The organism is Vibrio sp. OPT18, assembly GCF_015163615.1.
GTDB classification, from domain to species: Bacteria; Pseudomonadota; Gammaproteobacteria; order Enterobacterales; family Vibrionaceae; genus Vibrio; species Vibrio coralliirubri.
The window spans coordinates 107,813-129,426 of sequence record NZ_JADDYK010000088.1 but is presented as its reverse complement, the minus strand read 5'-3'; the positions used below and the strand labels follow the sequence as shown (position 1 = coordinate 129,426).

Sequence of the window (21,614 nt, the reverse complement as noted above, 5' to 3'; positions counted from 1 at the left end):
TAGAAAGGCAAGTCTTTCTACTTATTTACTATTTAAACGAGATCAATAAAGAAGAGGCGCACTAGGCGCCTCATATCGTTTTGCTAAGATTACTTACAATCTTTCTCGAAGATAGTATCCCCCCAATGAGGATTATCTACGAATGGGTTACGGTTGCCCTGAATCTTTTGAATTTTGCTGTTGCGGTTGAATTCAAAGTGATCAACTGGGTCTTGCTCATTCCATTCTAGAAGTACACAAACATTACCTAAAGCAGTGCCGTTATTAGTTACGCTCGGCACAAGTTCAAGATCTGGGTTAGAGACATCGCTGGTATCTTTGCCTTCATAGCGAGTTGCCATGTAGAACATCATACGAGCAACATCACCCTTCACTTCCTCACGAGGCTCAAATGAATCGCCGTCTTTTAAGTTACCTACTTCTGGAGATTCTGAAGTTGGCGAACCACCATTATCAAACTCTAGGTTACCGCGCTCAGAGTTGATAGACGCGTCCGTTGGTCGAAGGTGATGAATGTCCGTATATGCTGCAGCACGACTATCATTGAACTCACCATTCGATTTAGGGTAACTGTGCTCACGGTTCCAAGCATCACCATCGTTGTTGCCGCTGCTGGTAAATGTTTTCAGCTGTGAGCGACCGGTATACATCAGAATTACGTTACTACTGTTGTTTGGATCTTCATCAGTCGTAGCGAGAGCATCCCATACGTCACCATAAGAGAGCTGTGTAATCCCCGTTGAGATAATGTTGTTCAGTGCTTCTTTCAGCTCATCGCCCGTTTTGTTCAATGCGCTATCGTAGTAGCCATCAGGGTTGTGTACTTCACCCGGTGGAACTGGTGGCTCCACTATCGTTGTTTGACAAGTTACCTTAGGTAGCGTGCCAACAACATGGGGATCATGTGCTTGTTCATATGCCGCATTAACACTGAATGCACACGGGATAAGTAAAGTCAGTAGTGTCTTTTTCATACTTTTCATTAGGGGCGACGAGGCCCCTACTCCTTAATGCAATGAAGTTATTTGTTAAAACGACGACGTAGGAAGCCAAGCCCTAGTAGGCTCAATAGACCACCTAAGCCAAATGAACCACCATCGCTGCCAGAATCACTCATTTGAGTAATCGACACTTGTTGCGTTTCAATCACCTGCCCCTCAACAGCCGTAGTCACGGTGTATTCACCTACTTCTAGACCTGAGATAGGTACCTCCGTCCAGCCAAGTGCAATCTCAAATTGGTCAAGCACGTCTTTTTGAACATTTGAAGAGGTCGCGACAAACGCCTGTGTTGCATTGTTGAAGCTCACCGACACTTCATCTCCAACTTTCAGATAAGCGGAGTTTGAATACTGAGTCAGATCCACAAAGTGGTTAAAGGTACCACCACCGATAGGAGCCTGTGGGCGGGGTTCGTTAATTGGCTCATCAGGAAGCTCGACTGGTGTACCCGGCTGCACAGGTTGGTCTGGATCAGGGAATACTGGGTCAACAGGATCAATTGGTTTACCCGCAAAGGCGATAGATAGTACAACTGGATCATGCCCTGCTGCGCGGAACGAGTCAGAGTACGCTTGACCAAGTTCATGCTTAGCATCCAGTGTTTGAGATTCACCCGCATTGATATTCCAATGGGTTGCACCAATAACTTTTGACTTAAGTCCCGCAGAGGTCAGAATGTAATCGAGACTGCCATTCTCATCCCCTTGAACTACGTTGTAGCTATTTGGATCTACAATCTCCATTACGTTTTCAAAGCCATAGCTATCGGCAACAACCACGCCTTCTTCATGCAGAGACTCTTCCCCTAAAAAGGTCTTCTCAGCCGTCTTGATCTCGTAATTTTCAGGTGCGCCAGAACGATCTGTCAGTACTGTGATAGCATCCTCGTTATTAAAGGCATTTAGACTACCAAGAATGACTTTTTCGCCTTCCATCTCAGCCAACTTCTGTCCTAGGTAATCCGCAGCAGATACACGTAGATTCTCACAACCGCCTTGGCGATCGTCATCCGATGTATCTTCTAGACAAATTTGGTCTTTATCAGCAAAGTGGTTTACTGCAACCACAAGTTTCTCTTCACGATCTTTGAATGAGAATACCGGTACAACCGCTGCATGCTGAGTCGTAAACTCACCGTTTTCCGCTTCTTGCTTCGGCATAGGAATCACTTGTAGCGAATCTAAACCAACTGTACTCGGACGGAAAATAACAAAGTTCGCTGTCGCTAGCTCACCTACCGTTGTTAGTCCTTCACGGCTAGCAATGTTGTACTGCTTAGCCTCAGGAAGATCAGCATTAAGCTGAGTTACTAGGTAAGAAATCGCTGAGCTTTCTTCAAAGCCGTTGTTTTCAATTTCCATCAAACCAACGATGTCAGCATCCAATGCAGTTAACGCAGCAACAAGCTTCGCTGTTTGGTGATCAAACTGAGTTAAATCTTGCGCTCCAGGTGTAGCATCAAATGCTAAGAAGTCATTGCTCTCACCGCCACCCTGCAAGCTATTGAAAAACTCTTGGGCGTTAAACGTTGCAATACGAACGTCACCCGCATCAACTTTAGGTGCTAAGTCACGGTTATTACCACGTGCAATAAAAGTATCATTGTTCGCCTCTTTTGTTACGTAGAAGCGGTAGTCTGAGTAAGAGTATCCAAGCACACCTTGAAGGTTACTTGCTCGGTCGCCAACGCGAATAAAATCTTCTGTCGACCCATTTTGGTCAATGTCGGTTTTAGCAAAGTCTGGGTACCATGCCGGAGCACCAACCGTATCTTTCTTAAATGACTCAACCACGAGGCGAGCATCATCGTTACAGTCCGCTGCTTTTGCAGCTTCGTCAGTACCCGGGAAATTCGCTTGGTTCGGGTGAACACTAGCTTTGCCTTGGCTAAGAACGAGGTTGTAACGCTGAGGTCCTTCATCCAAGCTGTAGCTACGTGAAACGCGCATATCAACCGCAGAAGTTAGGTTAACCAGCATGCCTTCATGACGCTCTAACGTGAAATCGAACTCCGAGTCTGAGGCAATTTGCTCAATGTTCACAGCCGATACCGAGCCAGTGCCTACTGCTTTAATCGCTGTCGCAGGAATTTGAGTCCAACCAAAGTTTTCCTCGACAGGACCAGTTACCTGAACCTTATCACCCACACTTAAGCCTGTTACATCACCGACTACAAAGATGCCGTCAGAGGTTTTCGGATCGCTATCTGGCGTTTCATCTTGCATGTAGAAACCGACAACAACATCACCATCAAGCGCTTCACTTTGAATCGCAGTGATAACCCCTTCAACGGTAAAGCTTTCATCAGAGATGAATTTACCATTGGCTGGGTCTGTGTATGGAGAAGCCCAAGAGTCACCTTGAAGCTGACTGATCAGTGTATCTGGTGATGGATCTGGGTCCGGATCTGGAGCAGGGTCGACCGAACCGTTGACTTTGCCTAGGCCATCAAATGTGTCTTTCGCTAGCTCTGTCCAGTTCGATTCATTGTAAGTCGCTGACGGTGATGTGCCATTTCTTTGCAAAGTGACATCTTTACCCCAACCACTCGCCGTCGGAACCGCGCCAACAACATCAACTAGGCTATCACCATTGAACAGACCAACGGCATCACCACCATTGTGATACAAACCACCCGTAATAGAGCTTACGCCGTCATCTAGTGTGATATCTGCAGAATCATGCAGTACAACCAATACAGAGTTCGCTGGTAATGTTTGTCCATCAAGGCTCACCATATCCAATGGGCTTACATCGCCATCTTTATAACGAACAAGTTTGTAGCCTGTTAAATCAATATCTTCAGAGCCATTGTTGTAGAGTTCAATCGCCTTATTGTTCGAACTGCCTTCTACGTATTCAGTAATGACTACTTCACCAGCACCGCTACCGAGCTCAACCTTGCCAAAATCACTCCAATCATTCATATCTACAGCTTCAAACTTACTTGCATCATAAGTTGTGCTTGGAGACAGATCTGTTCTGCGTAATGTAACGTCTTTATTAAAGTCTTGGCCGTCACCAGCACCGACGATATCAACGACACTGCCATTGTTTCGCACGGCTACAGCATCATTACCATTGAAGTAAGTAACGGTAGATTCAACATCTCCTTTACTTTTTAGTTCATCAACCGCACTCGCGTTAACGATGACATAAGTTTGACCTGAAGCCAGTGTTACGCCATCCAAAGGTTGGCTGTTATTCCAGTCTCCTCCATTTGGGGCAAGGTCTACGGTATATCCATCTAAAGTTACGGAGGAAGAACCGACATTGGCAATTTCAATTGCTTTATTGCTCCCTGACCCTTCAGTGATCTCAGAGATGATGACATTCGCATTTGCTATAGGCGCGATAACCGCACCAACAGCAATCGCTATTAAACTTTTTTTCATGTTTGAACCTCAAAGGTAAACAGATTTATATCCATATCAGCCAAGTGAACGCTGCGTTTCCTTAGCCTTACTCAAAAGAAAGGGTTAGTAAAAATTACTAACCCTTTTATCAATTACTGACGACGACGGCGTAGGAAACCAAGACCAATCAGTGACAACAGAGCACCGAAGCCGAAGCTACCACCTGAACCATCGTATTCAGGAGTCACAGGCGACACATTGGTTGAGTCTTGCTTGCTAATGTTGGTAGTCATTATCATTGACTCAATAACTTGAGACGAAGATGCACCAGCATTTTGTGCAGCCACACGGTCTCCCATTAGCTTCATGGAAATCGTGTAAGTACCCGTATCAAGACCAACCACGTCAAACATTACTGTTTGTGCACCGTCTTGACTCAATGTCACTTTCGGTAGAGAAATATTTTGTGGACGTGGAGAGATAGATATTTCAGCAACATCACCAGATTTCGCGTCAGCCGAAACTGGGAATGCGATATCAGCACGACCGCTCTTCACAGCAATATTCACATTCGACTCACCTGCTTCGCCATACTTGTAACCTAGCGATACCATTGCTGGATCGTGGTCTGAAGAACGAATTGGTGTTTCTCTAGCGAATGGGTTAGAAACCTCATCAGATGCTTTCTTGTAGTTGCTGTAGTCATTCAATGAAGATTCAGCCGCATTGATATGCCAGTCAGCCGCATCCACCAAACGTTCTTTCAATGAAGGCGTGATTAAAAGGTGGTCCAGAGAACCAATCTCGTTGTTGTATGAGTAACTCCAAGCGGTTTTGCCAGCTGGGGTTTTCAAGTCAACCGCATTTAGGTAGCCAAATGTTGTCGTGATCTTTTGACCATTCTTTTCAAATACTTCATCACCAACAAAGGTGTAGCTTGATGCGTAAATGTCTTTGCCAGTTGGGTTCTCAGTAAGTACAAGCATTGGATCTTCGTAGGTGTATGAGTTCATGTCACCCAACACCACCTGGTCACCACCAATTTTTGCCATCTCTGTACCTAACTGGTATGCAGCCGATACACGGAAGTTTTCACACGAACCTTGGTAGTCATCGTTGCGAACATCATCATTTACCGGATCGAAATCAGCCCAAGTTTCCCAACCAACCCAGTCTTCATGACAAGTCGAACCTTTTGATTTCAAGTGGTTAATCGCAACAGTTAGACGTTTGCCTGTATTTAGAACATGGAAGGTCGCCGCCACTGTATTACGTTGATAGTTGTCACCACTTTCACGAACTGCACCGTCACCATCAATAATCGCACCACCATCAGGGTATTCCACTAGCGGAGCGTGCTGCTCAGGCATTTGAATAATTTTACCTGACACAATCGAAACTTTAGACGGACGGTAAATCACACCCGACGTGATTGCATCGGTACCAATGGTGTCGTTGTGATCCAAAATGGTATCGCCATTCTTATCGAAACCAACGAATACATAACGATTGTGGATAGAATCTTGGTCACCGCGCTTCGCGTAATCTTCTTCATTGTATTTTGCGTTAACAGAAGCAAGTAGCGTCTTGATTGCACCAAAGTCGCCAAAGCCATTGTTCTCGATTTCCATCAAGCCAAGAATATCTGCGTCTAGACCGTAGATAGCTTCAACGATTTTAGCTTTCTGTAGCTCGTACTCTTCTTCCGACTCAGCGCCACGGTTGTCACCATGCTGGTTCGCACTGCCACCGTATGGTGAGTTGAACAGGTTCAACACGTTTTGTGTCGCCACTTTCACCGTAAAGCCTGCATCGTACTCTTCATTAACAATGTCATACTCACCAGAGCTTGAAACTGGACGTGGTGTGTTAGGAGTAATATCAGCACTTGTCATCTGATAACCACCAACCGTAGGATCTTTCACTACTAAGCGGTATTCATCGTAGGTATAGGCAATCACACCTTCTACGTTTTTAATACCATCATTAATACGAATTGGATTATCGTAGCTGAAGTTTGCGTAGTAAGGGATCTTACCGTTACTTGGTGTTTTTTCACTATCTAGGAACAGAGTGGCATCGCGGTTTTGTTCAATCTTAGCGATCGATTCAAAACTGCCTGCAACATACTCTTGGTTCGGGTGGAAGTTCGGTGTTTCATACGCTAGAGCCAAATTATTACGGAACTGGCCTTTATGGTAAAGCTCGAAGTCGAAAGCAAATGCACGAGTTACACGCATATCTTGGTTGCCGTCTTTGTTGTCATCCATGTCATCAACAAGTTTGACGAGCATACCCTCATGACGCTCTAACGTATTTGCAAAAGAAGCACCATCTTCTGGAAGACGTTTTAACTCAACAGGGCTAGGAGGATTAACGCTATTGCCAGTTTCTACCCAGTTTCCTGACATATTAAACTGTGTTTGACCAAAATATTCACGAACAGTACCAACCACAGTCACTTCTGTACCGACGGCGGGTTGAGTGCTTGAGAATACAAACAGACCATCTGAGGTCAACGGGTTGCCATCGTGATCGTAAAGGAAGAAACCTTTAGAAAGACCACTTCCAGCACTTGGCAATACGTAACCAACATACGCTGTTAGTTTGTATGACGCTTCTGTCTCATAAAATTTGTCTTCTTTTAATGGCGTTCCAAACTCTGCTTCAACCAGAGGAGAGAACTTACCAACGCCCTGCACTTCAGCGATTGTGACTTCTATTGGCGGCGGTGGCGGCGTTGGTGGCTCTTCAAGAGTCAGCTTACCGAGGTCTTCGTAAACATCGGTACCTACGTTAGCCCAATGCAGTTCTACATACGAACTGTCTGGCGTTGTTGCATCGTTTGTACGACGCAAAGTAACCTCTTTACCCCAAGTTGAACCGCTAACACCAATAATGTCGTGAATGGTGTTTGGGTTATCATCTGCACCAATCCATACAGGATCATCACCGTTAAAGTTCAGTGCGTCATGCCCAATGCCGCCGTAACTGCCTGAATACACTATCGTCGCACCATTAGCTGCAACCGCATCTTTCAAATCAGAAGTCGCGTTATCGCCCACAACAACAATACTCTCACCTGCCGCAATGGTGACATCTTTTAATACTGGAGTTGCATCATCCGGCTTTAAAACTTTATTCTTGTAACCGCTATAATACAGAGCGTGATCAGTAAACGTGAATGGCGTTGTACCGGTATTGCTAATTTCAATGGCACTGTTAATTGCATAGCTATCAACGCTCGATTCTACATATTCTGTAATCAGAATATTATTGATATCCGCTAGCGCAGCACCGCTAAGCACACTACTAATCGCACCAGCAAGTAGAGTCATTTTTTTGTTCATTATCGATATCTCTATGATTTAATTAGAAGTAAACACGCGCGTAAGCGTAAGCATCTTGTGCTGCTTCACCAGTGTTCCACTCAAGCGCAATCACGCTAGAAGGTGTAGGACGGTAGTTAACACCGAACGTGCTCCATACACGCTCATCGCCCCAGCTGTACTTATCATTTCCACTGGCCGTTTGCTCGTTACGGTTATCAATCGCCCACTTCTCATACTCTTCGAAGTTGTATGATGCAGTGAACTCCCAGTTGTCTGTCAGCTGATATTTAGCAGACGCAAGGTAACCTTTATTCTCTTGAGTTTCATACTCATTAAACACACCAATACACTGTCTTTCTCCAGTAAAATCATCCTCTTGCCATAAAGTACATTCGCCAATATCTTCTTCTTCGTAGAATGTATTTACACCAAGGTGGAATGTTTCTGTCACAGCAAGGCGTGCACCTGCACCTAGTAGGCGCTGCTCACCGTACTTTGATTTACCATCAGAACCACCGCGACCTTCTGCACCTGCAACCAAAGAAAAGTGATCGCCAAAGTAGCCAATGTAACCACTAACCACTTCACCAAGCTCAGAGCCAGAAGAAGACTCAGCACGGTTGGTGTACGAAGCGCCAACTTTGATCGCTCCAAAGTATTTGCCTTCATACTTAGCCGTCATGTCTTGGTCACCCGCTTCACCGGTTTCAACCGTGGTATCGAAAGTGAAATCACCCCACTTGTCGTAGTCATCAAATGCAGTATCGGTTAGACCTACCTCTACGTAGTGCTCTTGGTTCTTGGTCTTGTACAGATCGTATCCAATAAAGACTTTATCGATCGCCAGAACCATGTCTCCTGAACCGCCTTTCCAGTTCTCACGCTCATAGTCCAACTCTAAGCGATAGTGCATCTTGTCATTTTTTCCTTTCACACCCATTGTTGCGAATGAGTCATCAATGAAAGTTTGATCTGCATAAAACTCACCATATTCATAGTTAGCACCGATATGACCACCAACACCGACCTCACCATAGAGTTTTACGAAGTCACCATTTTCATCTTCATAGATGGTTACAGCATTTACTGCCGATGCCATGAATAAAGAAGAAATTGCTAGCGCCACTGCATTTCTTTTTAACATCACTTATTTCCTTAAATTCAACACTAGTAATGGAATATCGTTCCAAATCCAGTTAGCGTGTAATAATTTCACCCGTTAATTTTATAAATATGATTTCAGCTGAAATTTACGCACAAAAAGAACAGATTCACCAAGGTGATTCTGAATGTAGCCAAACTTACTTATTTATATTAAACCTGTGTAATCTCTTACTTTTATGTAACTAGATAAAGCAATAGCCACAATAAATGAGATTTATTTCACATTTATGTCGTGAATATTATGAGAGTGGTTATAAATTCAACAGAATGAGTGAAGTGTAATAGAGCATTGCATCTAAATTATAAAAATATTGCTATAGATCTCAGAAAATTAATTAACTGGGTGTTAATAAAATTATTAATAACATCCAATTTGGAGTGTATAAATTGGTATAACATAACAATTAAGGTGTATTTGATTTCGCACGCTTACAAATATATATATTAATTACTACCGTTATCCATTGAAATGATGAATACATCTCTTTGTAAAATAAAATCAATAGAAACAAAAAAGCCCCTGCACTAGGCAAGGGCTTTGGTGGTTAACTTGAGCGTTTAAGCTATGGGCGAGTAACAAAACCTACTGCTTCGTATGCTTTTTTCAGTGTCACTGCAGCACGCTCAGAGGCTTTTTCAGCACCTGCTTTCATTACTGCGTCCATGTAAGCACGGTCAGCACGGATACGGTGATATTCAGCTTGAATCGGCTCAAGCATCTCAACCAGTGCTGCGCCTACGTCTTTCTTAAACGGACCGTACATTTCAACGCCTTGGTACTGCGCTTCGATCTCTTCGAACGTTTTACCCGTCGCTGCAGAGTACAGACCCATTAGGTTAGAGATACCCGCTTTGTTTTCCCAATCGTGAGCAATGCGTGGTGGTGTTTCTGCATCGGTTTGCGCTTTGTTGATCTTCTTGATGATCGACTTAGGCTCTTCTAGCAGAGTAATCACGTTCTTACGGTTGTCATCCGACTTAGACATCTTCTTCGTCGCGTCTTGCAGGCTCATTACACGTGCATTCACTGTTGGAATGTAAGGTTCTGGTACTTGGAAGATTGGCGTTTCAGGACCGTAGATGTTGTTAAAGCGAGTTGCGATATCACGCGCTAGCTCTAAGTGTTGTTTCTGGTCGCTACCTACAGGCACTTGGTGAGCGCCGTAAAGCAGGATGTCTGCGGCCATCAACACTGGGTAGTCGTATAGGCCTACGTTTACGTCGTTTGAGTGACGTGCAGACTTATCTTTAAACTGAGTCATACGGCTCAGTTCACCCATTTGCGTGTAACAGTTAAGAAGCCAACCAAGTTGAGCATGCTCTGGTACGTGAGACTGAACAAATAGCGTGCTCTTCTTTGGATCAACACCGACAGCAAGACAGATTGCTAGTGCGTCTAGAGTCGCTTCATGCAGTGCTTTCGGATCTTGGCGAACCGTAATCGCGTGAAGGTCTACAACACAGTATTGGCAATCGTAATCATCTTGCATCTGTTGCCATTGACGTAGAGCACCCAAGTAGTTACCGATACTTAGTTCACCAGATGGTTGAACACCACTCAATACGATGGGCTTGCTCATGGTTTTAATTCCTTTGCTTATTCGCTAAGTTTATTGAACGCTTAGCTTCTTAACTTAAATATAGAAAAGCCGCACAGCTCTTCTGTACGGCTCATCCAGTGTACTCATTGATAAGTATTTTGCTAGTAGGTTAGCTAACTTTTGTCCGCTTTATGCTGAAACTAGAACGACATCTAGTAATTGCGCGACGTTATCCGCGACATAGTCAGGGTTTGATGCTGAAATCGGCTCGCCGTGGTTATAACCGTAAGTCAAACCAAACGAGTGACAGCCTGCATTCTTAGCCGCTTTAATGTCGTTGCTTGAATCACCAACCATCAGCATCTCTTCCGCTTTAACATTGTGCTTTTCTAGCAACCAGTTCAGCGCGACTGGGTTCGGTTTTTTCTCTGGGAAAGAATCGCCACCCAACACATCAACAAAGTACTTATCAATACCGTGTTGCGCCAGAACGTCTGGTACAAACTTCGAAGGCTTGTTGGTAACCAGCGCCATAGTGAAGCCGGCTTTATCCAGCTCAGCCAACGTCTCTTTAACCGATGGGTAAAGGTGACTTAGCTTGTGACCGCCCTGCTCGTAGAAATCATCAAACAGGATGCGCGCTTTTTTCAATAGCTCTGGCTCAAGGCTTGGGTCAACCGTCAGGTTACGGCTGAGTGAACGTCCGATAAGAACATCAGCACCATTACCTACGTAGTCGCGAACTTGTTCTTCGGTCACTGAAGGGAAGCCCAACTCCTGACAAGCTTGGTCAGCGGCAACGGCCAAGTCAGGCACGCTATCTAACAAGGTTCCATCTAAATCAAAGGCGATCAGTTTTATTGAGCTTAATGACATCTTACTTTCCTATTTATTATGTTCGTCTTATGAGTTGAGCTATAAGACGTAAAAAAGGGGCAAATTAGCCCCTTAATATTCAATCTATCTGTAGTTTTACGATTATGCGTTTACTTTTGCAAGCTCTGCACGCATCTCATCAATCACTTCTTTGTAATCCGGTTGGTTGAAGATAGCAGAACCCGCAACGAACATATCTGCGCCCGCTTCTGCGATTTCACGGATGTTATCCACCTTCACGCCGCCATCAATCTCAAGGCGAATGTCACGACCTGATTCGTCAATTAGCTTACGAACAGCACGTAGTTTATCTAGCGTGTGAGGAATGAAAGATTGACCACCGAAGCCTGGGTTCACAGACATCAGTAGAATCATGTCGACTTTGTCTAGGATGTAATCTAGGCAAGAAAGCGGTGTTGCAGGGTTAAGAACCACACCCGCTTTACAACCGTGCTCTTTGATTAGCTGTAGAGTGCGATCGATGTGCTCTGATGCTTCAACGTGGAAGGTAATCATTGATGCGCCGGCTTTAGCAAACTCAGGCACGATGCTGTCTACTGGCTTAACCATAAGGTGAACATCGATAGGAGCCGTAATACCGTAGTCGCGCAGCGCTTTGCAGATAGGCGCGCCAAAAGTCAGGTTAGGTACGTAGTGGTTGTCCATCACATCGAAGTGCACAACATCAGCACCAGCTGCGAGTACTTTTTCTACGTCTTCACCAAGACGAGCAAAATCTGCAGACAAAATCGATGGAGCGATTAGAAAATCTTTCATACCAAACCTCTTAAGAGTGAGTAAATTGCGAATATCACCGCCTTGGTGACATCTCATACACAAATACAAGACTCAATCCCAAGACTATTTGGTGTGCAATTCTACCTAAGCACCTAAGCAGATCCTAGCAGTTCAAAAGATTAGTTTAAGAAAGTATCCGTTGGTCACTCAATTTAATGAGTTTGGCGGATATTCTGACCATTACTGTTCCGCTGATGCGTGCTGCTGGTTTTTCTCTTTATGGAAAAGCGCCAATAGCTCATCAACTTTATTACGACCAGCGCCATTACGGCTGATGGTGCGTTTCACCTTAACCACGTTCAACTCCGCCCCATGATATAAACGACGAGTTAATGTCGTATCGTGGTTTGAAATCAAAACAGGAATACCGCGTTCCATCGCTGCTTTTTCAGCAACATCCGCCAGTGCAGCTTGGTCATCTAAGCTAAAGCCATTACCTGCGTAAGAGGTAAAGTTAGCCGTGTTCGACAGTGGTGCGTATGGAGGATCGCAGTAAACCACACAGCCTTTGCGCGCGCGGCTAAAGGTTTCATGGTATCCCTCACAGACGAAGGTGGCTTTTTTCGCTTTCTCGGCAAAAAACTCCAGCTCAGCTTCTGGGAAGTAAGGTTTTTTATAAGAACCAAATGGAACGTTAAAACCGCCCTTCTTGTTGTAACGACATAGGCCATTGAAGCCAAATCGGTTCATATACAAGAAAGCCAACGAACGATACATGACGTTATCTGTGCCATTGAACTCAGCGCGAATATCTAAGAAGGCTTCTTTGCGGTTGTTCTCAGGACAGAACCAGCGCTTCGCTTCCGTGATGTAAGTTTCAGGATCGGTTTTAAGTAGGTTGTACAGGTTGATAAGATCTGGGTTGATATCTGCAAGCAGGTACTGTTCAAAGTCAGTATTCAGAAATACTGAGCCAGCACCGACAAACGGTTCTACCAATTTACGAGCAGGTGGCAGGTGACGTTGGATGTCTTCAACTAGGCCATATTTACCACCAGCCCATTTTAGAAAGGCACGCTGCTTTTTCATTTACTGCTCTATCTATCAACTCAAAAATAAGGCTGCGGAATGTAACATATTTTGAGGCTAAGCTCAGGGTTATTTCGCACGTTCTATCTCTCGATGCACTTGATTCATCGATTTTGCCCAAGGTTCCAACTGTTGAAGGGGTTTTGATAACGCACTTACCGCGTCTCTCGCCACTTGAATCGTTGGGTAATCTTGATAAGTGATAATAAACCACTTGGTGTCGTTGCGAAGTGTTGGGTAAATACGAACCTTGTTCTCAAGGTCATACTCTTCAATGAAAGACTGTACGTCGTCCAATGAGGTCATCGCACTCAACTGCAAAGTATAAGCTCGCGGCGAGATAGCTTGTAACTCTTCGCGAGAAAATGAGAAGGTGATTTTCTTAGTCGGTGGTGTGGACTGGGTTAGGTCTGCTGCTTCATCGGCTGAAGGCTGTGACTCCACTTTGTCTGCATCTGACTGCGAACTCACCGCGGCACCCGTGTTTTCTTCAACAGCAGCATCAATCGCACTGGTATCAGCACTTTCAGGTTTATCATCAAGCAAGGCATCAACCACATCAGAGGTGATTACGACACGCTGCTGATCTTGTTCGACTTCTCCAACACTCGCGGTATCTTCAACGACAGTCGGTGGCAGAGACGAACTATCATCATCGGCACCTTGGTAACTCATGTCGGTTTCAGCTTCAGAATCAACAGCTCCATCAACACCAGTTTGTTCAGTGCCGCTTTCCACTTCAAAGGTTGGAATAGCCGTCTGTTCAATCGGTGCGATAAGCGACTGCGCTTTATCGTCTGGTGTTGGTTGACTGAACATCCACCAATAACCACCACCAATTAAAATCAACAACAAGGCCACCACAATCGCGATATTGATGGGTGAGCCAATAATTGAGCGAATAATAATCCTTTTTTCCACTTTCAATTCTCCTAAAGCCATTAACTCACCGGGCAGAGGTTGCGCTTTATTAAACGCACGTCGCACGCGAGTTTCAGACTCATCATCAACATATCGAATCACCAGTGATTCAAAGAAATGTTCAGCTTCTGGTTGCGAAAGGTCATCGATCTCAAGATCGATAGGCTTGTGTTGTTGACCGTAACTCAAACGCGTTAATAACGTATCTAAGTGGCCAGGTTCCGAGAAGAGAACGATATTGATCGTCCATTGAGGGTTTGATTGAGCTTCCAGTACCAACATCCATAATTCGGATACCAATAGCTCAGAAAGTCGTTGGGCATCATCAACGACGATAACCACATTACACGGCTCTCCATCCAGTAACCTTGTCAGGCTATCAGATAAAGAATCATGTTGATTAAACAGGGGATCAGAAACAATTTGGCTAAGAATAAGCGCGCGGCGTTGTTGATCGTCTTGGCTTGGATGACAAAGCAGTAAACACTGATTTTTTTCTGTCGACCATGCTTCAAGATAACGCTGAGCTAACCAAGATCGGCCAGAGCCAGCTTTGCCAGCCACCGTCACAAGGTTTGAACCAAAGTTAGTCAAAAGCTGTAAGCGCTCTAGCAGCTCAACTTGAGATTCTAACTCTAATACTCTTAATTCATGAGCCAAACTCATTGGGGATCCCTACTGATAAGATCGATCAGTAAAACGCTTCAGTTGCCTAGAGTTTAGCTAGGCAACCTCACAACCAAATTTAAAGAGTACGGCAGAAATCGATCGCTTGTTTAATGATGTCTTGAGGCACATCAGCAACCACTTCAGCAGTACCAATACTTGTTGGTAATACCAAACGCAACTGACCAGACAGCACTTTTTTATCGCGCATCATGTGCTTCATAAAGTCTTCAAAAGACATGCTTTCTGGCGTATGGATTGGTAGTTTCGCATTCTTGAGTATAGAAATAATTCGCTCAAGTTGCTGCTGAGAGATCAGTCCCTGTAATTGAGCTGTTTTAGCTGCCATTACAGTGCCTGACGACACAGCTTCACCATGTAGCCAATTACCATAGCCTAGTTCTGCTTCAATCGCATGACCAAATGTATGACCTAGGTTCAATAACGCTCTGATTCCTGACTCTTTTTCATCTAGAGCCACCACTTCAGCCTTAATTGCACAACAACGAGCAATCGCGGTAATCAGTGCCTCTTCATCAAGTTGATAAAGTTTCTCTAGATTCTGCTCCAACCAATCAAAGAAGGCTTCATCGTAAATGATGCCGTATTTGATCACCTCAGCAATGCCCGCTGCAAACTCACGCTCTGGAAGCGTTGATAAACAGTTGGTATCGATGATCACAGATTTCGGTTGGTAAAAAGCGCCGATCATATTCTTACCAAGAGGATGGTTTACTGCGGTTTTACCACCAACAGAAGAGTCCACTTGAGAAAGAAGGGTCGTCGGGATTTGAATGAAATCAATACCGCGCTGGTAACAAGAGGCAGCAAAACCGACCAAGTCACCGATAACACCACCACCTAAAGCAATCACCACCACATCGCGGCTGTAATTTCCTTCAAGCATGTAGCTCATCACTGAATTGAACGTTTCTAGGGTTTTGTACTGTTCACCGTCTGGCAACTCGAGAAGAGATGTCTGACAGCCGACTTGATCCAATAGCGATAAAATTTTATCAGCATAAAGAGGCGCTACTGTCACATTACTGATAACAACAACTTTCTGCTTACCTGATAAAAAAGAAAGGTACGCCGGGTCTTCAAATAACCCGGCGCCAATAGAGATAGGGTAGCTACGCTCAGCTAGATTGACCGTAATCCGTTCCATGGGTTTGCTCTCCGAAAAAATGAACTTAACGTTCTTCTAGCATTTTTACGATCTGGTTGGCTACCACTTTTGCACTTTGGTCGTCAGTACGAACTGTGTAGTCCGCCACTTCTTCGTATAGTGCGTTGCGAGATACAGCTAGATCTTCTAGCACATCACGCGGGTTGTCTGTTTGAAGTAGAGGGCGTTTCTTGTCGCGGTTAGTGCGAGCAAGTTGCTTTTCAATTGTTGTCTCTAGGTATACAACAATGCCTCGTGCAGATAGACGGTTACGGTTTTCTTTGCTCAACACTGAACCACCACCTGTCGCAAGAACAATACCTTGTTCTTCTGTCAGATCATTGATTACAGATTCTTCGCGCTTACGGAAACCTTCTTCGCCCTCAACATCAAAAACCCATGCGATGTCTGCGCCAGTGCGCTCTTCGATCACAGTGTCAGAGTCTAGAAACTCCATATGAAGTTGGGAAGCTAGGTGTCTACCAATTGTACTTTTGCCGGCGCCCATTGGGCCAACAAGAAAAATATTGCGTTTCTCAGCCATGTTTTTAGCAGTAATTTACAACGTTAATTCAATGACATCGCCACAAGGTAGGTCAGTACAAGTACTGAAATTAAAAGGCCCGTGGCACCGATTCCTCACAGATAATTCGTGATAAGACCCGAAATTATCAAGGTTAGGTGCCACTAATGCAACTTTATTTTTAATCTAATTGTTCATTACTGAATCACAACTTTGGGTGTGACAAAAATAAGTAGCTCACTTTTACCCACATTTTCATAGCTGCGACGGAATAATGCACCCAAAACTGGCAGGTCTCCCAACAGAGGAACTTTATCCACCGTACTGCTCACGCTGTGCTGAAATATCCCGCCAAGCACAACAGTTTCACCATTATTAACAAGCACTTGCGTACCTATTCTTTGCGTATCAATTGCGACTGCTTCACCGGTTCCGGTTTTTACCACTTGCCCTGGTCTATCTTGAGTCACGCTCAAATCCAATACCAAACGATTGTCGGGTGTGATCTGCGGTGTCACCTTAAGACTCAACACGGCTTTCTTAAACGCGACCGATGTAGCGCCACTTGAAGATGACTCTAAGTAAGGAATTTCAGTACCTTGCTCAATATAAGCGGGCTTTTTATTGGTGGTGATTAAGCGTGGGCTGGAAATGATTTCAGCTTTCGACTCTTGTTGTAGTGCCGACAGTTCAAGATCGAGTAAGGTATCTGAGCCCAGTTTGGCCACCTGAAACGCAATACTCGAGGCGTTCGGCGATGTTGCCCCTAAATTGACGTTGAGATAGTCATCAATCACGCTGCTGCCGCTATCGTCGTCATACGGCGTAATCGCTGATGGGTGGTTGCCTTCGATTGAGCCGCCAACAGTGAAGCTTCCGTTGGTTGAGGAAACGCCCCAGCGCACGCCAAGCTCATCTAGGTTACCCTCGGTAACAGTGACAATACGTGCCTCTATCTGTACCTGCTTCACGGGAATGTCTAACGATTCAATAATGCCTCGTATCACGGCAATGTTTTCTTCCAATTCACGAATGAGCAGTGAGTTGGTGCGCTCATCAATGGTAATTGAACCACGATCGGACAACATGCTGACCGCACCTTCACCGCCAATCATGTCAGCAATGTCGGTGGCCTTAGCAAAGTTAATCTTGATGATTTCCGATTTAAGCTCCCCTAACTCCTCTTCTAAGCGAGATTTTTCTAATGCTTGTTGCTCTCGAAGGTCGAGCTCCGCTTTCGGCGCAACCAAGATAACATTGCCATCAACACGCTTATCCAAGCCTTTAACTTGCAAGATAATGTCGAGAACTTGCTGCCAAGGTACGCCATCTAAGCGTAACGTCAGGTTTCCGGCTACCGAATCAGACACCACGAGATTGAAGTCGTTGTAATCGGCAATCAACTGCAGGACATTTCGTACTGGGATATCTTGGAAGTTAATCGATATCAGCTTGCCCTCTTTCTCTAGAACGCTTTTTTCTTTGGTCGCGTCATCGATAACCGGTTTGCTGATCACCACCTCAATAAAGCGCCCCTTTAGGTTGTATTCGTACTGATAGTCATTGCTAATCGTCGCTAGAAGCCGAGTGCTTGGTGTCTCTTTATAGACTTCAATGCCTTCAACCAAGGTAGCAAAATCTTTCACATCCAATAGGTAGAGTTTGTCATCATCAACCTGAGTATTGATTAATTCGATACTTAACCCTTCCTGAGCACGTTGAACATCCACCACAGCGGTGCTGGTCGCCAGCTCAATAATGATGACGGCGTCTTTATCTTTGTTCACCCTAAAATCAATATTCTCTAATTTGTTCGGTAAGCTCTCAGCATGGCTGAGCACGCTAACAACCAACATCACAGACACAACAAAGCCTTGTAGAGCCTTGCTCACTAATCCACTTATTCCTTTAATCATATTTACATCTCATATCCACATCATGTGACATTGGTTTACTTCAGAGCCAGCCTAACGTTGCGCTTATGCCAACAACCTAAGCCATCTGGAAGAGTTTCATTAATCTGAACGTATTGGCTCGTCACCTTGGTAACTCGGCCATTGTTTAAGCCGATAAACTGGCCTTTCTTGACGTTTACCACGTTGCCTTTGGGTGTTTGCACTAAGCCAAACACGCTTGAGCCACTGCCCATCACGCCTCTTAAACGAAGCTTACTCAGCGGGTACTTCTCTAACTTGCCATTACGAGAACGGGCGCTGGGTTGCCAACAGTCTTTCTTAACCAAGGGCTGGTTTTGCACAATGGCTTCTTTAGGCAGTTCAAAGGGAGGACGCAAAGATCGGCGCTGATAAGTCGCCGCCGTGAATTCAGTTGCTGGGACAAGTTGCTCGACGTCTTTTCTCGCCTTGGCTTCAACCTTCGCCACAAAGTCTTGCAGTGAGTCTTGATTAGCTTTGCAGCCTGACAACGCAAGCAGCAACACGATTGAGTAAAACGCGCTATTGGGTTTCATCATTGACCCCCGATTTAAACTGGTAGGTATAAGCTCGAACCCTAAAGTGCAGCGTGCTGCTTTCTTGGCTGACTCGCTGCCAATTCACATCATCAAAGCTAATAATGCGCGGCAGCTTGGCGATGGCAGCAGAGAAGTCACCAATCTCGTGATAGTCACCTGTCAGCTCAATATTGAGAGGTAATCGATAGAGGAACTCCTTGTTCTGCTTTTGCCCCCAATCAATTCGCGTGAAGGTCAGCGAGTTATCCAAGCCGAGCTCATTCACTGAGGCCAACATGCTCGCCAACTCCTTTTGAACGGGCAGTTGCTCTAACAAGTAATCGTAACGGCTGGTTAACTCATCCAACTGGCTCTGCAACTTAGGCAAGGCTGCAACCTTATTAGCCTTTATTCTCAAGGTCGTTTTTAAGGTCTGCTCCTGTTGCTTCATCTGTTGCAGTTCCTCGTCGAGCGGCAGCACATAAAGCCAAGTGCCAACACCTTGGATTAACACTATCAACACCAAAATCACGAGAAGCTGAGGCAACAATGGCCATTCGGTGATCTCATCAACATCGAGATCTTGCAAGCTCATCCTGTTTTGCCAACTAATCCTATTTTGAAAACTAGCCATGATGCCCCCCCTTCTCTTTCCTGCTCGCGGTTGTGTTGTCTAAAGGCACTGGGCTAAACACAAAAGAGACCTTGAAGGTCTGGAACTCTTTATTGAAGCGCTTGCGATTATGAACGATAGAGTGCATCTCGACCCCTTTCAGGGAATCTGAACGCTCGAGGTTATCCAACATGGTAGCGAGACGAGCAGTACTGTCGCTGATGCCCGACATTTCAATCTCCTGACCATTCATCTTTATCTTGTCGACATACACACCCTCCGGAATCAGCTCCGGCATCAAATTCATAAAGTCGGTGGTCTTATTGCGGCCAAGCTGCAGAGACTCCACTACATCAAGACGAGTCAGAATGGCTTTGTGTTCTTGCTCTGCGACTTTTAACGACTGAATTTGTCGGTCGAGCTCAGTAATGTATTGATTGAGGTAATTGAGGCGAGCTTGCTGCTTGGCTTGTTGGTCGTGAAAATAGTGACCAACCGCCCATTGCCCTATAAACGCAATGATGACGCCAAGAATGACCAGATGGATAAAACGCTTCTTGTGCTGAGCACGAATCTCATCACGCCACGGCAGCAGGTTAATTTGATGCAACATGCTTCTCTCCCTGCCACTTGAGTCCACTCATCGCCATACCCGCCGCGATACCAAAATGTTGCCAGTCCATCGGCAGTCGGCGTCTCTTAGCGACCTTATTCTCAAACAGAGACAAAGGATTCAATGACTCACAGCTCAGCTGAAAATGACGTTCTAGCTCTTCGGTTACCATAGGAATGCTGGCGCCCTCGCCCATCAGCCAGATCCCTGAGATAGGTTGCTGCGCATTTCCCGATGAATAAAGCTGCAATTGACGCTTGAGCTTCTCAATCAGGTTAACGATGAATTGATGTGTCTCTTCCATAGTACCGAACACGCTCTCGATATCACTCGGGTCATCTGAGCTGCGAAGATCTTGAGTGCCAAAGGCGATGTCTTTATAGAAAGGCGCCGAATTCTGCGGGATAACCCCTAGCGAGGTTTGGTCGATTCCAACATCCACCAGCAGCCAGTTTTTCTTAGCGGGATACAGACGCGAGGCCAATTGCCAGATATTGAGCAGTCCATGCGCCTGTGTATCCACCACAACAGGTTTAAAACCAGCCTTAGTTAATGCATCCGCTCGGCTATCCACCACTTCCTTACGAGTGGCGTATACCTGATAACTGCTTGTCGAACCTTTACCAAATCGTTTGTCTTCCAGCTTTACAAAATCTAAACTCAGCTCCTCAATAGGAAAGGGAGATTGATGGGCGAAGGTTTGATAGATAGAAAACTCTTTTTCTCTGTCTTCTAACTCACTCTCTATTTGCAGTACTTTGCTGATCACTGTGTTATCCGGTACCGAAATGGCGACGTTGCGACAGCCAAAAGGCAGTCCTTTCCTAAGTTCTTTAAGTTTCTTAACAGTTTTCTGATACTCCAAAGTATGGTTAGCTGTAAAAATGTCGTCCGAAATCGGCAGCTCTTTGTATCCCACTAGGGCATACAACTCCCCCACGGGTTTTAGTACCACGGCTTTGATGCTGTGATGATTTATATCTATACCTGTAATTAATGATGAACCCATGTGACCTAGCTCCTGAAGTGCCAAGCATTTCGTTGATTATCTAGGGGTTGTGATTATTAGTTAAATAAGCGTTAATAAACGAAAGCTAAGTTTTTAGCCTAGAGTACAAGGGTTTGCTGCTTATCAGCCTTAACTAATCAGGGATTATCCGGTGAAGTTCATAAAGCGATTATTCATATTTACATTGATTTGCATGATTCTTGGAGTCAGTACAATTTTCGGGTTTTATTATTACGTAAAACCAGAGTTGCCTGATGTTGCCACTTTGCGTGACGTAGAACTCCAAACGCCGATGCAAGTCTTCAGTCAAGACGGTAAGCTGATCTCTCAATTCGGTGAAAAGCGTCGTAATCCAGTCACTTATGACGAGATTCCTCGCCACTTAGTTGAGGCTCTGATTGCCACCGAAGATAGCCGTTTCTATGAACACCCAGGTATTGACCCAATCGGTATCACACGTGCAGCACTCGTGGTTGCCATGTCGGGTTCAGCCAAACAAGGTGCGAGTACTATTACTCAGCAGCTTGCGCGTAACTTCTTCTTATCTAATGA

17 protein-coding genes are annotated in these 21,614 nt (G+C 45.0%); 1 reads left to right on the top strand and 16 read right to left on the bottom strand.

Annotated features, from left to right (window positions below; all coding sequences use genetic code 11):
* Positions 1 to 89: 89 nt before the first annotated feature.
* The 16 genes from IQQ51_RS23020 to pilM all read right to left on the bottom strand — a co-directional run bounded on the left by IQQ51_RS23020 (position 90) and on the right by pilM (position 21,062).
* Positions 90 to 974 (bottom strand): endonuclease I family protein, encoded by an 885-nt coding sequence (locus tag IQQ51_RS23020; RefSeq protein WP_193842216.1) that lies wholly within the window; start codon positions 972 to 974, stop codon positions 90 to 92.
* Positions 975 to 1,021: 47 nt separating this feature from the next.
* Positions 1,022 to 4,396: an ExeM/NucH family extracellular endonuclease gene (locus tag IQQ51_RS23015; RefSeq protein ID WP_193842215.1), complete on the bottom strand. Its 3,375-nt coding sequence runs from the start codon at positions 4,394 to 4,396 to the stop codon at positions 1,022 to 1,024.
* Between the two features lie 113 nt (positions 4,397 to 4,509).
* A complete protein-coding gene (locus IQQ51_RS23010) occupies positions 4,510 to 7,707 on the bottom strand; it encodes an ExeM/NucH family extracellular endonuclease (RefSeq protein WP_193842214.1) in 3,198 nt (1,065 codons plus the stop codon).
* Between the two features lie 22 nt (positions 7,708 to 7,729).
* Positions 7,730 to 8,833, bottom strand: a complete 1,104-nt coding sequence (locus tag IQQ51_RS23005; RefSeq protein WP_193842213.1) for a porin — start codon at positions 8,831 to 8,833, stop codon at positions 7,730 to 7,732.
* Between the two features lie 583 nt (positions 8,834 to 9,416).
* Positions 9,417 to 10,433 (bottom strand): tryptophan--tRNA ligase, encoded by a 1,017-nt coding sequence (gene trpS, locus IQQ51_RS23000; protein WP_016796005.1) that lies wholly within the window; start codon positions 10,431 to 10,433, stop codon positions 9,417 to 9,419.
* A gap of 150 nt (positions 10,434 to 10,583) precedes the next feature.
* Positions 10,584 to 11,270: a phosphoglycolate phosphatase gene (locus IQQ51_RS22995; protein WP_050619818.1), complete on the bottom strand. Its 687-nt coding sequence runs from the start codon at positions 11,268 to 11,270 to the stop codon at positions 10,584 to 10,586.
* A 102-nt stretch (positions 11,271 to 11,372) separates the two neighbouring features.
* Positions 11,373 to 12,047: a ribulose-phosphate 3-epimerase gene (gene rpe, locus IQQ51_RS22990; RefSeq protein ID WP_010435263.1), complete on the bottom strand. Its 675-nt coding sequence runs from the start codon at positions 12,045 to 12,047 to the stop codon at positions 11,373 to 11,375.
* Positions 12,048 to 12,248: 201 nt separating this feature from the next.
* A complete protein-coding gene (locus IQQ51_RS22985) occupies positions 12,249 to 13,097 on the bottom strand; it encodes a Dam family site-specific DNA-(adenine-N6)-methyltransferase (RefSeq protein WP_048605377.1) in 849 nt (282 codons plus the stop codon).
* Between the two features lie 69 nt (positions 13,098 to 13,166).
* The gene (locus IQQ51_RS22980; RefSeq protein ID WP_193842212.1) at positions 13,167 to 14,684 is read right to left on the bottom strand and encodes an AAA family ATPase; all 1,518 of its coding nucleotides are present in this window, start codon (positions 14,682 to 14,684) and stop codon (positions 13,167 to 13,169) included.
* A 79-nt stretch (positions 14,685 to 14,763) separates the two neighbouring features.
* Entirely contained in the window at positions 14,764 to 15,852 is a 1,089-nt protein-coding gene (gene aroB / locus IQQ51_RS22975; protein WP_017061124.1) for a 3-dehydroquinate synthase, read from the bottom strand.
* A 25-nt stretch (positions 15,853 to 15,877) separates the two neighbouring features.
* Entirely contained in the window at positions 15,878 to 16,396 is a 519-nt protein-coding gene (gene aroK, locus IQQ51_RS22970) for a shikimate kinase AroK (protein ID WP_017061125.1), read from the bottom strand.
* Positions 16,397 to 16,572: 176 nt separating this feature from the next.
* Entirely contained in the window at positions 16,573 to 18,291 is a 1,719-nt protein-coding gene (locus IQQ51_RS22965; RefSeq protein WP_193842211.1) for a type IV pilus secretin PilQ, read from the bottom strand.
* 35 nt (positions 18,292 to 18,326) lie between these two features.
* Positions 18,327 to 18,845 (bottom strand): pilus assembly protein PilP, encoded by a 519-nt coding sequence (locus IQQ51_RS22960; protein ID WP_193842210.1) that lies wholly within the window; start codon positions 18,843 to 18,845, stop codon positions 18,327 to 18,329.
* Positions 18,832 to 19,461, bottom strand: coding sequence for a type 4a pilus biogenesis protein PilO (locus IQQ51_RS22955; RefSeq protein WP_193842209.1), 630 nt, complete (start codon positions 19,459 to 19,461; stop codon positions 18,832 to 18,834). Before IQQ51_RS22955 ends, IQQ51_RS22960 begins: the two co-directional genes overlap by 14 nt.
* Positions 19,454 to 20,053: a PilN domain-containing protein gene (locus IQQ51_RS22950; RefSeq protein WP_193842208.1), complete on the bottom strand. Its 600-nt coding sequence runs from the start codon at positions 20,051 to 20,053 to the stop codon at positions 19,454 to 19,456. The genes IQQ51_RS22955 and IQQ51_RS22950 overlap by 8 nt, the downstream gene beginning before the upstream one ends.
* Positions 20,037 to 21,062, bottom strand: a complete 1,026-nt coding sequence (gene pilM, locus IQQ51_RS22945) for a type IV pilus assembly protein PilM (RefSeq protein WP_193842207.1) — start codon at positions 21,060 to 21,062, stop codon at positions 20,037 to 20,039. The genes IQQ51_RS22950 and pilM overlap by 17 nt, the downstream gene beginning before the upstream one ends.
* 151 nt (positions 21,063 to 21,213) lie before the next feature.
* Here pilM and IQQ51_RS27610 point away from each other — a divergent pair.
* Positions 21,214 to 21,614, top strand: a 401-nt coding sequence (locus IQQ51_RS27610; RefSeq protein WP_322632762.1) for a transglycosylase domain-containing protein, incomplete at its 3' end; no start/stop codon positions are given.